Source organism: Phyllobacterium myrsinacearum (assembly GCF_002980555.1).
Taxonomy (GTDB): Bacteria; Pseudomonadota; Alphaproteobacteria; order Rhizobiales; family Rhizobiaceae; genus Phyllobacterium; species Phyllobacterium myrsinacearum.
Genome location: NZ_PVBT01000002.1, coordinates 59,971 through 75,088 on the forward strand (window position 1 = coordinate 59,971; position 15,118 = coordinate 75,088).

General features: G+C 52.9%; 10 protein-coding genes. 7 read left to right on the top strand and 3 right to left on the bottom strand.

All coding sequences use genetic code 11. The features are described from left to right. The first annotated feature begins 7 nt into the window (after positions 1–7). The 6 genes from C5750_RS07230 to C5750_RS07255 all read left to right on the top strand — a co-directional run bounded on the left by C5750_RS07230 (position 8) and on the right by C5750_RS07255 (position 10,399). Entirely contained in the window at positions 8–925 is a 918-nt protein-coding gene (locus C5750_RS07230) for a dihydrodipicolinate synthase family protein (RefSeq protein WP_105733213.1), read from the top strand. Between the two features lie 8 nt (positions 926–933). Then, complete coding sequence (locus C5750_RS07235; protein WP_105733214.1) at positions 934–1,956, top strand: ABC transporter ATP-binding protein; 1,023 nt, start codon at positions 934–936, stop codon at positions 1,954–1,956. Then, the gene (locus tag C5750_RS07240; protein ID WP_105733215.1) at positions 1,953–2,909 is read left to right on the top strand and encodes an ABC transporter ATP-binding protein; all 957 of its coding nucleotides are present in this window, start codon (positions 1,953–1,955) and stop codon (positions 2,907–2,909) included. The genes C5750_RS07235 and C5750_RS07240 overlap by 4 nt, the downstream gene beginning before the upstream one ends. Before the next feature lie 333 nt (positions 2,910–3,242). Continuing rightward, positions 3,243–7,022 carry a type III effector HrpK domain-containing protein gene (locus C5750_RS07245; protein WP_105733216.1) on the top strand — a complete coding sequence of 1,260 codons (3,780 nt, stop codon included), beginning with the start codon at positions 3,243–3,245 and terminating at the stop codon, positions 7,020–7,022. 293 nt (positions 7,023–7,315) lie between these two features. Continuing rightward, on the top strand, positions 7,316–8,665 hold the full coding sequence (locus C5750_RS07250; RefSeq protein ID WP_130502088.1) for a hypothetical protein: 1,350 nt from the start codon (positions 7,316–7,318) through the stop codon (positions 8,663–8,665). Between the two features lie 618 nt (positions 8,666–9,283). Beyond that, entirely contained in the window at positions 9,284–10,399 is a 1,116-nt protein-coding gene (locus C5750_RS07255) for a branched-chain amino acid ABC transporter substrate-binding protein (RefSeq protein ID WP_105733218.1), read from the top strand. Between the two features lie 276 nt (positions 10,400–10,675). Here C5750_RS07255 and C5750_RS07260 read toward each other — a convergent pair whose 3' ends face one another. Next, the gene (locus C5750_RS07260; RefSeq protein WP_105733219.1) at positions 10,676–11,683 is read right to left on the bottom strand and encodes a helix-turn-helix domain-containing protein; all 1,008 of its coding nucleotides are present in this window, start codon (positions 11,681–11,683) and stop codon (positions 10,676–10,678) included. A gap of 718 nt (positions 11,684–12,401) precedes the next feature. Here C5750_RS07260 and C5750_RS07265 point away from each other — a divergent pair. Then, a complete protein-coding gene (locus C5750_RS07265; protein WP_105733220.1) occupies positions 12,402–12,866 on the top strand; it encodes a hypothetical protein in 465 nt (154 codons plus the stop codon). Between the two features lie 469 nt (positions 12,867–13,335). Here C5750_RS07265 and C5750_RS07270 read toward each other — a convergent pair whose 3' ends face one another. Beyond that, positions 13,336–14,103, bottom strand: a complete 768-nt coding sequence (locus tag C5750_RS07270) for a lytic transglycosylase domain-containing protein (protein WP_105733221.1) — start codon at positions 14,101–14,103, stop codon at positions 13,336–13,338. 185 nt (positions 14,104–14,288) lie between these two features. Next, complete coding sequence (locus C5750_RS26510) at positions 14,289–14,450, bottom strand: hypothetical protein (RefSeq protein WP_165401895.1); 162 nt, start codon at positions 14,448–14,450, stop codon at positions 14,289–14,291. Positions 14,451–15,118: the final 668 nt, after the last annotated feature.

The following is a 15,118-nucleotide window of genomic DNA, read 5'->3' on the forward strand; positions in this document are numbered from 1 at the left end:
TGTGAAAATGACGAAATTCCACGGGGTGGTTCCACCTGTTGTAACACCGCTTAATCCTGACTTCACGGTCGACTATCCATCCTATACGAGGGTGCTCGAACATCTAATTGAGGCTGGATGCCATGGCGTATTCGTATTGGGTTCCACAAGTGAAGTGGTCTTCCATGATTGGAAAACACGGCAAGCGATCCTTGAACATTCTGTAACAGTGGTCAACGGGCGTGTCCCGGTCATAGCCGGCGTTATTGACGCGACGACCGACGCTGTCATTGCGCATTCCCAGGCAGCAAAAGCTGCTGGCGCAAATGCGGTTGTGGTGACCGCTCCCTACTATACGATTACCAGCCAGTCCGAGATCATCGACCATTTTCGTTACATCAAAGACGCGGTCGATATCCCTCTCGTCGCCTATGACATCCCTGTTTGCGTTCACACAAAACTGGCGCGCTCGACTGTAACAACGCTCGCGAAGGAAGGAACCATTATCGGCCTCAAGGATTCCAGCGGCGACGACGGCAATTTCCGCTATGCCTTGTTGGATCTGGTGGAGCACGAGGATGTGTTTCTCATGACCGGCTCGGAGACCGTCGTGGACAACGCGCTGCAGATGGGTGCACACGGCGTGGTTCCCGGCCTCGCCAATGTCGATCCTCATGGCTACGTCCGTTTGTGGAATGCGGCTCAGAGGGGTGACTGGGCTGCGGCGCGGCGGGAACAGGAACGGCTATGCGAACTGTTCGAAATCGTCTGGGTGGCGCAGAACCGGGTGAGCGGCGGTGCTTCCGGTATTGGGGGATTCAAGACGGCCATGCGCCGGCTTGGTATCATTGACACCAATGTCATGCCTCGGCCGCGCCAGCCGCTCAATGAGGCAGAGGCGGTCAGGATCGATATGATTCTTCGCTCAACCGGCTTGCTTGACTGAGGGGCGGGATGGACAAGCCTATTGAGCCAATTCTCGATATTCGCGGCCTAAAGACAGTTTTTCGCCTCCGCGGCGGCGACATTACGGCCATCAGCGATATTGATCTGACCATCGCTGCCGGAGAAACGGTAGCGCTTGTCGGTGAATCCGGCTCGGGCAAATCAGTCACAAGTCTATCAGTCATGCGGCTGCTGGCGCGAAATGTCGGGGTAATTGCGGCTGGCAGCATCCGCTTCAGGTCCAAGGATGGCTCGGTTCGTGATCTTGTCACGCTCGATGAAGAACAGATGCGGAAAATCCGGGGTAACGACATCGGGATGATCTTCCAGGAGCCCATGTCCAGCCTGAACCCGGTTCTTACGATCGGCGACCAGATCGCGGAACCTATCCGCATTCACCGGGAAGCCGGCCGCAAACCGGCTCTCGACGCTGCCGTGCAACTCCTGGAACAGGTCGGCATCCCGGACGCAAAACGCCGGGCAGGCCAATATCCCCACGAATTATCCGGCGGCATGAGGCAGCGGGCCACCATTGCCATGGCCCTGGCCTGCGATCCGACATTGCTGATCGCCGATGAACCGACCACCGCGCTTGATGTCACCATTCAGGCGCAGATCCTCGACCTTTTGCTCACATTGCAACGTGAACGGGGCATGGGCATCCTCTTCGTCACGCATAATCTTGGCGTGGTCGCTGAGATTGCCCAGCGGGTAGCCGTGATGTACGCCGGGCGCATTGTGGAACACGGGCCTGTCGAGGAAGTTTTCCGCAATCCGCGTCACCCCTACACGCTTGGCCTTCTTGCATCCATGCCGCGGCTCGGCGATGCAACCCGCATGAAGAAGGCCGGACAGAAACTGGCGGCCATCCCCGGCGTCGTACCGAGCCTTTCCAGCATGCCGGAAGGTTGCGCATTTTCTCCGCGTTGCACCTATGCGGTCGATGCCTGCCAGATGGCAATACCACCATTGGCCGACGTTAACGCGGTACACGGAAGTCGCTGCCTGCGGTGGCAGGAGATAGGCCAATGAGCAATAAACCACTCGTATCCGTCCGCGATCTCACCAAGCATTATGTTTCGCGCGGCGTTAAACTTAGTATCCTGGAAGGCATCTCTTTCGATATCGCCAAAGGCGAGGTGGTCGGTCTTGTTGGCGAGTCCGGCAGTGGCAAGACGACGATCGGCCGTTCGATCCTGCGCTTGGTCGAGCCTTCGTCCGGCAGTGTGAAATTTGACGGCACCGAACTGACAACGCTTTCGGCCTCTCAGATGCGGCAGGCACGGCGGCGCCTGCAGTATATTTTTCAGGATCCTTTCGCGAGTCTGTCACCGCGCATGACCATTGGCCAAATACTCACCGAAGGTTTGAAAATCCAGCGGATCGGGACATCGGCAGAGCGGCTGGAGCGGGCGCGATCGGCGCTTGAGGAGGTTGATCTTCCCGCAGAATCCATCAATCGGTATGCCCACGAGTTTTCTGGCGGACAGCGCCAGCGCATTGGTATCGCCCGAGCCCTGACACTCGCCCCCGAATTCATCGTCGCAGATGAGCCGGTTTCGGCGCTTGATGTGTCGATCCAGGCGCAGGTGATAAACCTTCTGCGCGATCTGCAACAGCGCCACGACCTGACCATGCTGTTCATCTCGCACGACCTTGCTGTGGTCGAATATATTTGTGACCGGGTGATCGTGCTCTATCTCGGCCGTATCATGGAGATTGCATCGAGTGCCGATCTCTATGCGCGCCCGCAACATCCCTATACGCGTGCACTTCTGTCGGCCATCCCGTCATTAAAACCGGATGCCAGCCGGAAAAGGCAGATTTTGACGGGAGATGTCCCAAGTCCGGCCAATCCGCCGAGCGGTTGTGTGTTTCGCACGCGTTGCCCGGCAGTACTAAGCGCATGCGCCGAAACGGTGCCGCACTTGCGTGAAATCGGGCCCGGCCAGTACAAGGCCTGCATCCGTGACGATCTGGATTAAGAGCACGAGCTTGAGATGGGAGCAGCCGCCGGCGAATGCTGGCCTGAAATGCGTTCTCGCGCCCGGAATGGAATAGGCCGTCCGGCTCAACTGTGATTTTTCTATCCAGCGTTCAAGCCCGTCATCATCGACCGCGGCCACCCGCGAGGCATGCACACGCTCAGGAGTGAACAAATATATTACGTTTCACAAATGATGTTTTTTGAACCGGAAATACAATGAACTGTGCAGGTGGAATAGAAGGTTTATGCGACGTTTTATTTAGTCGACCAAACGATGTGATCGCGGATTGCATTTCTTTCCGGTTTTCTGCTGAAGATAGGGGAACGTGTCATGGGTGTAGAGTCAGTAAAGCTGCAAAAGACCAATATCAACGAACCCGGTACCTCTCTCAAGTGGCGCCAGATCGTTTCTGCCATTGAAAAAAAAGCACCGGACGAAGATACGCGAAAAAAGGCGGAGGCTCTCGGTATCGAGTGGACCCGACCGAATGGCGACAATCGTTCGGCCAAATACATCATTGAGAATGATCCGATGTTACGTGACCTGATCGATCGGAAGGGCGGCGGCAAGGGGCGTCCTGATATTGACGCCATGAAGGATAATTTGAAGAAACTTGTCGGTGATTATGAGCATGATTCCGACGCTGCCTACAGGGCCAGCCAAGTTCTCGACCATATCGAGAAGTTCGATTCCGGCGGAAATCGCAATTCCGGCAAAGATGTTGGAAATGGCAGGATCGACGGGATCACCGGTTCGGGAGAGGTAAGGCACGGAACGGAGGCCGGCCGTCTGAAAGATCTCGGCAAATATGGTTTCGAGAGCCTGAAGGGCGATTTAAAGAAAACCTCAGCCGAATGGGGAGACCCAAAAGCTCGGGAGCAAGCCGCGCGCCTTGGAATCAATTGGGTTCATTCGCAGGGCGATAAGCGTTCAGCCAGAGAGATCATAGATGATAGTCCCTTGCTGAAGAACCTGGGCAACCAGAGCGGCGTGAAAGACATGCTCAAGGAACGTGTCGGTGACTTTGATCGGGATGCCGATGCTGCGTACCGTGCGGTACAAGTGCTTGAACATATTGAAAAATATAACGAAAATGGAAAAAGTATTTCCGGTGGCGATATCGGCAATGGTAAGATTGACGGCTTCACCAAAGGCGGGGAAGCCAAGCATGGGACGGAAGCCGGGCGTCTGCAGGATTTTGGCAAATATGGTTTCGACAATCTGAAGGGAGAATTGCCGCGTCGTCCTGATCCGAAACATGACGAAGCGGCACGCAAGGAAGCCGAGGCGCTGGGTATCAAATGGGAGCGGCCGAAAGGTGACGAACGATCTGCCAAAGAGATTATTGATGACAACCCCCTGCTCAAGAATCTCGGCAATCAGGGTCACGTAAAGGACATGCTCAAGGAGCGTGTCGGTGATTTTGACCGGGATGCCGATGCTGCCTTTCGTGCGGCGCAGGTTCTCAGGCATATCGAGAAATTCGACGGCAACGGCAATATTCAGGACGGCAAGAATGTCGGTAACAATAAAATCGATGGCTTTACCGGCGGCGACGAAGCCAAACATGGTACCGAGGCCGGCCGTCTTCAGGACTTTGGCAAGCAGGGCTTCAAGAACCTGAAAGGAAACTTGGATGACGCTCCAGCAAAAAAGAAGGATGGATCGCTACATCGGGGTTCACCAGCAGACAAGGATACCAAATCACGCGGCATTGCCGATGAGGACAAGATGCGCAAGGAAGCCGAGGCGCTGGGCATCAAGTGGACTGTGCCCAACTATGACAAGCGTTCGGCCAGCGAGATCATCGATAATAGTCCGCTGCTCAAGAATTTAGGTAACCAGAGCGGCGTGAAGGACATGCTGAAGGATCGTGTCGGCGATTTTGAAAATGATCGCGATGCGGCCTACCGTGCGGTACAGGTGCTCGAGCGCATCGAAAAGTATGATGCGAACGGGAAAATGCAGTCCGGCGACCAGGTCGGTAATGGCAAGATTGATGGTTTCACCAAAAGTGGTGAAGCCAAGCATGGGACAGAGGCTGGCCGCCTTCAGGATTTCGGTAAATACGGTTTTTCAAGTCTCGCGGGCGTGGGTAATACCTATAACGACTACCTGAAAACGAACAAGAATGCCGACGACGCATCCAAAATAATCGCCAAGTATGGTTCCATCCTGTACGAAAATTTCGACGCCATCAAAGGCGCAACCGGTGCGAAGGACTCTCTGACGCTCAAGGATATTCAGAAATTCAAGGATGAAAACCCCAAGCTGATGAGCGACGATTTGAGAAAGGCGCTCGATTTCTGGACAAAACCAGGCAGCTTTGACATCCTCGAAACCAGCCATAACAAGCTTCGAAACGGCTCCGATGGACGTCTCTCCAGAAAGGACATATCGGACTGGCTGAAAAATGACGCGCCCAAGGATGCAAAAGAGGCGATGGAATTTATCGTGCGCGCGGCTGACGGCAACGCTGTGGCGGGCGTGGACGTAAAGAAATTTGACGACGAGATTTTCAAGAATCCGGGAAAATACAGCGCCCAGGAAAAGGCAGCTGTGGTGCGCGATCTGCAGAAAGCATACGATCTGGTCGGCATGGGCAAGCAGGTTGGCATGTGGGACAAGGACCATGTCAAGAAGAAGCTTAATGATCGCGCCGGTGTCGGCGGTGATCCTGCTGCCATTATGGCCGAGATCAAACAACGCATCGACACTCTGAAAAAGGACCCGGAGGTTGTAAAATTCCTGAACGAGACCGGTGAGAAAACCCTGAAGGATTTCGTCGGTAGCGACAAGGATCTGAAAAACGCGCTGACGGGCATCTACGACAAGGACATCAAGTCAGGTGCTGCACTCGACAAGTCTTGGAAGCCCGGGGCCGGCCCGACCGAGAATCTTGCCAACTTCTTCCAGACCGGAAAGATGTATCAGGCGGCGCTGGGACTTGATAATGCCAAGGCTTTGCAGGACGCAGTCAAGAACTCCAAGCACAATGGCGAGCTGCAGGATTTCTATGAGAAAAAGATGGTCTCCGGCGATCGTTTCAAGGATCTTTTGAAAGACCACACACCCGAAGAAGCAATCAGCACGTTCAGCCTTGAGGTTGGGCTCTACAACGCCGCGTTGGATCCCGATTTTACCGGCAAGCACGACAAGAAACTCAATGAGAATTTTACATCTATCGCCAAGGATGGTGCCTTCAACGGTGCAACTGCTCAGGACCTCCAGAAAGCATTCGGCATCAATGGCGGTAAGGATTTGGATGAAAGGAAGGTCAGGGAGATGATTGATGAAATCGGGAAAACCAATCCCGAGCTTCTCGTCAATCAGGACGGGACGAAAGCCAAACCGGACCAGATTCTGACCGCTTTCCGGGGGCAATGGGAAGCACTGCGACAGGGAACCAAGGGGGGTGGGGCTTACGGCTTGATCGATGCGAACAATTCCGCCAAGCGTCTTTTTGACAAAGGTATTCAGCATGGTGTGAGCGGACTATTGCTGGCTGGCATTACCATAGCCAAAGGCATCGGCGGAAGTGGCCATCTGACGGACCGCAACAAAGTCGATATCGCGATTGGTTCATTCCAAACGGCCGCAATCCTTGCGGAAGGTGGCGTGAAGAACTACCGCGATTTTTTGAAGAAAGCGGGGTTCGACCCCAAGACAATCGGCGACCCCAAGAGCTTTAACGAGTTCTTGCAAAAGAATGCGAGCAGGTTTGAATTTGGTTTGAGAGGCGTGGGCGGAGGTCTGGCTGGGCTTGCGCTTGGAGCTTACAACATCTTTGATGGTGTGAAGGCGATCAGAAATGGTGATGTGGCAACCGGTGCCGTGAATATTACAACAGGCTCTCTGGGTCTTCTCGGCGCATCGGCCGTCACGGTGGAAGGCGGAATGGGCGCGCTTGGTTATGTGGTTCCGCGCTTGATCCAGGGGCTAGGGGCCGGATTTGGCGTCGCGGGCGGAGTATTGAGCTTGGCGTCCACGTTCATCCTTACGGCGATCAATGAGAGCAAGGCTTCCTCGCTTCAAAATGACTATGCAGATCTTCTGGGAGATTATCTCAAGAAATATAACATTGATGGCAAACCTGGCGACAAGGCCTGATAGAAACGTTTCATCATCTGCCGCGGTCCAACGACGGTCGGGACTAAAGACAAATCTCGCTTGCAGTTTGCGGCGCATCATATGAACCATCTCGACGCCGGCAGCGCGATAGTATTCGCGAGTGTCGGCGTCTCCATCAAAATGCGTGGCAATATCTGATTACCCTGTCTCTGGATTGGCTTATTCATGCCTTGAGTAAGCCAAGGTCTGACACTAACCACGGCCTGACATGAATCGTTGGGATGCGGTGAAGTTGCCTTGTGCTCCTGCCCCGCTGTCGTATGGAGGTAGAAATGCGCTTATTCGTCAGGTCGCGTCATCTGGCCGTCGTTCTTGGTTGTGCTTGCCTTCTGGCTGGCAGCGGGGCGACAGTCATGCCGCTGTTTACCGCAAACGAAGCGTTCGCTGCGTCAATGGCAAAGGTTGATGCAGCGCAGTTGCAACTCAATATGCGCCGCTCGATTTCCACCATTCTGATTGCTTATAAACAGGAACCTAGGAAAGGTTCGCGGGCAGATGCGATGCTTATCAAGGCTGCCGGTGCGGCTTTACGCGAGCTGGCAAAGCTTGAAGCGGGCACGAAAGCACGTGACCCCAAGATCATGACAACGGCAACGAGCAAGCTGTCTGTGGCTGTCGGCCGTATTGAGGCGATCTCCGATTCTGCCAAAATCGCTAACCCGACGGTACGCGAAGGTATTCGAGCACTTTCGACCAATTGGGCAGCGTATGGAACGCGATATGCGCTCACAAGCCCGTCAAAAGCGAAACCGGTCAGAGTAACTTCGAAGCAGGTCAGGGATCTTCAGACAAAGGTAGCAGCCCTGCGTTCGCAAGTCACCAGACTTCAGACACAAGCGGCGACAAACCGGCAACTTGCCGGCAACGTCAGGCGACTTTCAGCCCAGCTCGATCGTATCGAGCAGGAGCGTATCAACGAGGCAAATTATCAACGCACCGTATTCCTGCTTGGTTCCTTCATAGGATGGGTAGACGGATACCATGTCGTCAGCGCAGCATATTATCCGAGTTACACGAGCTATTTCATTGTGGAGCCGTCAACCTATACCTATTGGGAGACATGCTGGACCGATTACTACGAGCCCTATTATACGTATACCGACTGGAGTTATTACGATGATCCTTTCACTCCAACCGTCAACGTCAACATCCAAATCGATGCCTCGACGCAAATTGAAGTTAACCACTACGCCGAACAGAATATCGATGTCTTGGTCGACGAGAGTTCTCAGGCCGAAAATTATTTCGAAACTCTTCGTCCTGATGAAGCAGACGTCGACTTACGTGAGGTAAACTACACGCCGCCTGTTCCCGCTTACGAGCTTGAGGAAGATTTGGCTGAGCCATCCCGGAAAGGCGTAACAGCCACCGAGGTTGATGAAGGAAGTGAAACTCGGTCAATGCCGGCTCCCGCCGATACGGCGGATGAACCGTACGCCACACGGCAGGAAAAGCAGAGCATCCCGGCGGAAGACCACGAAACATCCAATCCGTCCGCGGACAATGACGAGGCAATGGAACTTGCCAATCCAGAACCCCCATCGGTTGACGTGCCAGCACACGAACAATCCGGTGGCGCTGACGAACGCGAGCTGCCCGTTGAGGAAGAGTCGAGCCGGTAAATGCAGCCGCGTGCGTTGAAATATCCAGTCTAGGGGAGCGGCAACTCGTGTCCCGAACCATTCTCAATGTGCGTTTCAGTCCCGCAATGACGTGATGAAGCACAATTGCACCGATCGGGATATTCAGGGTTGATGCAGGAACGCCCCAGCACTCGATCACCGGGCACAGCCAAGGCTGGCTTTGTGACCGTTGTGCCGCTTAACACCGTCCGTAGCAGTATACGAATTCATGCTCATCAATCCGCCGCGGGGACATTGATCATGGCGCAGAGGTGCAGACAAACACCGGCCAATGGGTGGTGCTTGGAGCGCCGGTTACGGCCGTGGCAATAGCGGACAGACTTTATTTCATCGACAGGCACGTCACGTAAGATTGCCGTAACAATCGGCTGGCAGCAATGAGCTGCAGTTTGACTGGGCCTGTAATGCTTCACCGGCATTCACGCATGCAGGCGCGTCAGTCGCCGTCCTGGCTGCACGTTCAGTGGTAAGTATGCTGTGCATCTTGCTGATCCCCTTTCTCATTTACCTGACAAAACAGGAAAATGCAGAAACGGTGCGCCTCGCAAATTCCTGTTGGAGCGACCGTGAAATTTAACTCGAGAACCGGAGATTGAAATGAAGATATCTTTCCTGTCGAGTGTTGCGGTTGCAGCGGTATTGGTTTTCACCAGTCACGCTTATGCAGATCTTTTAGTCGGTGTCGGTGCACCCTTGACTGGCCCGAATGCCGCCGTTGGTGCCCAAATCCAGAAGGGTGCCGAGGCGGCCATTGCCGAGATCAATGCTGCCGGCGGTCTTAATGGCGAGAAGGTCAAGATTGTGCTCGGTGACGACGCTTCCGATGCCAAGCAAGGTGTCTCGGTTGCCAATAAATTCGCGGCCGACGGCGTTAAATTTGTGATCGGTCACTACAACTCCGGCGTTTCCATTCCGGCCTCCGAAGTCTATGCGGAAAATGGTATCGTTGAGATTACGCCAGGTGCAACCAATCCGGTATTCACTGAGCGCGGTTTGTGGAACACATTCCGCACCTGCGGCCGCGATGACCAGCAGGGCGGCATTGCAGGTGAATACATTGCCGCACATTTCAAAAACGCCAAGGTTGCGATCATTCATGACAAGACGCCCTACGGTCAGGGGCTCGCCGACGAAACCAGAAAGACGCTTGAAGCGAAAGGCATCAAGCCAGCTCTTTATGAGGGGGTGAACATTGGTGACAAAGATTACTCGGTACTGATCGCCAAGGCAAAACAGGCTGGTGTCCAAGTTCTCTATTGGGGTGGCCTGTACACGGAAGCCGGTTTGATCATCCGCCAGCTGGGTGACCAGCGCTTGAAGGTTACCTTTATCTCGGGTGATGGCATTGCGAATACCGAATTGGCTGCAATTGCCGGTGATGCGGTGGTCGGCACGTTGAACACGTTCGGCCCAGACCCGCGCAATAATCCGGCAAACAATAAACTGGTCGAAAAGTTTCGCGCAGCCGGATTCGAACCAGAAGCTTATACTCTTTATTCTTATGCCGCTGCGCAGGTGATCGCCGCGGCGGCGACAGCAGCCACGTCGAACGAGCCTGAAATCGTGGCCAAGACGTTGAAGGAAAAGGGGCCCTTCAAATCTGTTCTGGGTGATATTGCCTTTGATAACAAAGGCGATCCGAAGCTTCCGGGCTACATCATGTATGAATGGAAGAAGGGCAAGGACGGTACTTATACCTACGTTCAGCAATAAGTGTCGATCCTCCCGAGCGACACGCGATGATGCTTGGCCGCTTGGCCAAGCATCCACTCAATTGGTGATTTAGACCAATCGGGAATTGAATATTGCTCCGGTTTCAGGCCTTCCACGGAAAACGGGTCATCGCTTGTCCCCGGAGATTACGAAGTTCAAACAGTTTCACGTCAATGCGCCCATCGTCATCCAAAGCCACAACGCTGAAAGTTCATTGTTGCTGGTAAGGATGCCAACGGCACGATCCGGATTGAATAATCGGTATCAGAAATTCAATTACCTTTCGCCGGTCGATACGTCCCCCTGGAACGCAATCACCTCTTGGCTTGGCGGGTAACCGAAATGTTTGCGATAAGCAGTCGCAAAAGCTGCCGCGTTGGTATAGCCGACGGAATAGCTGACATCTGCGATAGGCATTGTTGATGTCCTTAGCATGTCGCGTGCTCGTGCCAGCCTCTGGTCGTGCACATAGGCCGAGATGCTCTTGTGGAAGGCCATTCGGAAATGAATTCTAAGTGTAGTGATGTTTACACCGACACGTTGGGAAAGCTCGCGCGCGGTTGGCGGATTTGCGATGTCGCTATCGAGTATTTCACGGGCAGCTATTGCTTTTCCGAGATGTTTCGAGTTCGGGCCGGCTGATTGCGAAGCAGTCCTTTGCATCAAGTGGATGATTTCAACAACAAACGAAAGAACATAACTTTCAAGATAAATCTGTTTTAGAAATCCATCATACTCCCGCGACAAAGTCTCGTTTGCCAAATTCACCAACCGTGACGATGGAGGCAGTTTCATCAGATGATGCGGTTGTGCACAGAAATTGGTTAGGGGCGCAAGTTCGTCAGCAAAGGTGAGCCAAGGTTGGGATTTCATTACGTCGGGGCACAGACTGATACCTCCCAGTGTGCATCTGGTTCCAGCTTTGAGCCACAACTCCAATGAATCGCCGTCTGCGAAATTTATGATGACAGGATGCTTGTGCTCTAGCAGAACCGCAGGTCTTCCCGGTGCATGCAAAGTTACAGGAGAGCCTGCAAGAAGCACGAGACACACGAGAGACTGATCGACCTGACTGCTGTACAAAGAATCACAGTTGGCGTGAATGTCCAAACTCAGTACGCTGATGCAATCCGATACTTTGTATGATGTAAAATCAAATTCGTAGGGCAAGCTATTCTGCAACACATTGGAGGATGACGTTGCGCTCGCACACTTTTGTGCAGACTTTGAAATGCCCGTAACGTCCTGGTACGTAGGTTTCATGTTTGAACGGGATGTAATCATCGCTGTTTTCTCGCAAGATGAAGTGAACCAGCTACATGCCAATTACAGAAGTAATGCAGGGCCTTTCATTGTTGTTGCCGTGTTCTCACCTATTTGCTTCGAGATCGTCATAGCTGCCGGGTTCAATTGATCTTCACAGGGTGCAAAAGTTCGCTTTTTGAGCAATTGCACCAATTTTGAGCAAATGTATCAGGCCGGCAATTTCTCGATTGCAAAGCAAAAAGTGTCAATCGACCGCCGCGCGATATTGCGCCTGACAAAAGATAATTTTCGTTTCAGGATGCTTTCCTTTGTGTCGCGATACGTCTGACCGCAAACCTTCGGAGCAACATTGTTTGAAACGTGATGATCGTGTTCGGATGGAAAATTCCAATAATGATGGTTTCATGTTTGGTCCCGCAACCGCCCTTTGTCATCTGAGTGGGGTAATGGATTGCTTGACAACATTACCAGAATCTTACGAGTGGAAAGACTGGGGAAGCGTATTCCTTAGTTGCAATAGGCGCCGCGCATTTGCTCTCCATCGCGGGCTTCAAACCAGAATATCACATCCAGCATTCCTTGATCGGCCCGTTTGCTAAGATCGAGATTGCTTCGCGAAGACCGCATGCGCCCTGATATTTTGCTTTGCGAATGAAATAGCTGCGATTGCGAAAGTTTCGTGCTGGAGCGCGTGATACGGATACTCATTATCACGCTCAAGCGAAGGGAATGCGGTATGTCTGTGTCGGCATTGACCAATATTAAGACCAGTTCGGTTGTAGATCCGTCGAAGGCATTATTTGAGCGGAATCTGAATGCCGCAAAGGCAAGCGAGATTCTTACCGGTTTTCTGAAGAGCACAAATAGGTCGGCAATCGATCTTGCCGGGCTCAAGCAGCTTGCCAACAATCCGCCACCCGGGACATCGCCCGAAGTGTCGGCCGCTGCGGACTACATGCTTAAAAACCCCAAGGTTTATGAAGCAATCGAAACGCATGACGTCCCTGGAGCGGATGGGCTTTCTGGTGTTTGGAATTTCGAATGGGCTGCGAAGGGCGGGCTTGCCGGAAATCCTGTTGACGCTATTTCGTCCATGACAGCTGCTTTCGACAAGGCGATAGCCAAGTCGGCGGAAATTACAAATCTAACCACGCAAAAGAAGGTCGATCTGGATTCCGCAAAGCAGCGGCCAAACGCTTGATTTGGGAATGTGATTGTTCTGGCGGACTGCTTCATCGTCTCTTGTGAAACAGTACCTTATATGAGGCGGGCCGTTCCATCGTTCGGTCCGCCTATTTTGTTGCGACAGATCCTTCTGACTGTCGCAACGCTGCCATCTTCTCTGCTTCGCTTGAGTTTCAATTCCAGGCTTAAAGCAGATTTGCGGCAAACAACGTGACGATGGCGGATCGCCATCGCGCAAAACCGTCATCATGATCGTGGCTTCATTGACTCGTAAATTGATAATCAAGAGCGCTGCACTGCCGCTACCCCACTGACCTTTGACGAGACAGGGCCGGAACGGGAGGGAGTGCCGCATTTGGTGCAGTATGCGCTCCTCGGCACTGACACAAAGATACCCGGCATACTGTCCGTGTGGCCCGGTATCTCGTGCTAACTCATCTGGTGAACGTCTCACCCATTTGAACGACGAGACAAGCGTTATAAATTCAGAAGGACCCATTGCCTTCCGGATAGCCAGCAAGCGGCAGCTCTCCGCCTTTGCTGATAATATTCCAAAAATAGTTTACCTTCTCGACATAGTTTTTTGTACCCAAACCTGTCGTTGATGCGGAAGGGTTTGATCGGTCTACCGAACCAGGACCCGAATTATACGCACGTAGCGCCAGATCCCAGCTCCCAAAGGTTTTGTATTGTTCCTTCAAATACAGTGCACCGGCCATAATATTGGTTTGCGGATCACTCAGATCATTGCCTTGTAACAGGGAAGGGTATGTGGCCTTGAGGCTTGCAAAGGTGGCGGGATTGATTTGCATTAATCCACTGTCAGTCTGGCCATTTTGTCCGTTAATCGTTCCGGCCGACGCTTTTCCCTTCGACTCGTCCCATATCACTGCCGCAAGAAGATCTGCGGGAACACCCGTTTCTGCTGCTGCCTTCAGGATTGCCTGGCTGTAAGGCTTAAGGTTTTCGTGAAGCCCCGGTCCCAAGGTGACGGTACCAGCATTTCCCGCCTTGTTGCCAGTTCCCGGCTTTGCACTATCGCTGCCGGAATTGGGAGAAGTGACTTTTGAGGGCGGGGCACCGTTATCGCCAGGGTTGATACCCATAAGGCTCATCGTTTTCTTCGCAAGATCCAGTTCCGCCTGGAAATGCGCGCGCAGTGCGTCACTCGTCGCTGCTTTTTGTCTTTGCAGCCTATCAGCGTAGAAGCTTTGCCATCCAGCAGCAAGACTTGCATTTTGAACACCAGCCATGACAGACAATCCCTTGATCCTATTGTTAGTTCTTGTTCACATTGGCACCAATTTGCATGTACACCTTGTATCGGCGGACCAGCCTTCTGAAGGCAGGGTGACCTTCCATACCGCTCTACGGGCAATACAATGTGCTGTATCGTCTGCGTGCAGATGGCGCGGGCGCCATCTGCACAAATTCCGGATTAAGCGTTTGGACGTTGCTTGGCAGCGTCGAGTTCGACTTTCTTCTCGGTCGTCAGCGCAGTGATCTCGGCTGATTTCTGGATCGCGTAGTCAAAGGCCTTCGACATGGCATCGATCGACGCGTCGGATGATTTCGGATCAATTGGGGGCGTGGCAGCCATTGAGCTATTCCTCGTTCTCGTGAGTAAACCATCTTGGACAAACCAAACAGGCCCGGCATGCCGGATATCTCTTTGGTGATTGGAGTATGACCGGTTTCGACGCTCAAACAATTCGGGTACTTTAATAACTTCGTTTTGCAAACCATCTTCGTTGCCTTGCAAAACTCTCTCTCCGCATTGGGATAGGCTGTATTTGCATCATGCATTAAATTGCCAATTGTTTACCCGAATTGTTCCCTTCGTTATTCTTGGCGATGGGGCTTGGCCACCGTATCGACCTATGGAATGATAGCGCCATTGCTTTACTCCATCATGGATACCGCTTGGCCTGTTCGTGGGTCGGTGCAGACAGACGACTGGCAGAGCAGATATTTTCCCATTTGTTTCAGCAGCGCTGGTTCCCCGCGGGGCGGCGATCTTTGTGATGCAAAGAAGATATTTTGCCATCCGAAATTATCGAAATCCGAGAATTGCCCGGTGGCCAAAGCAGGGCATATTGAAGTTCAACCAGATTCGGCTTGCAGCATATGCGAACTCTGCATGAACCTTGCTTGGTACTTTGGCGATAATCTAAAAGCGAGGAGTCCATTCGATGGTTAAATACTCGGTTAACCCAGATTTATCGGGCATCCAATGACAGGCCCTCGCTTCCAGTATCAGGGAATTTT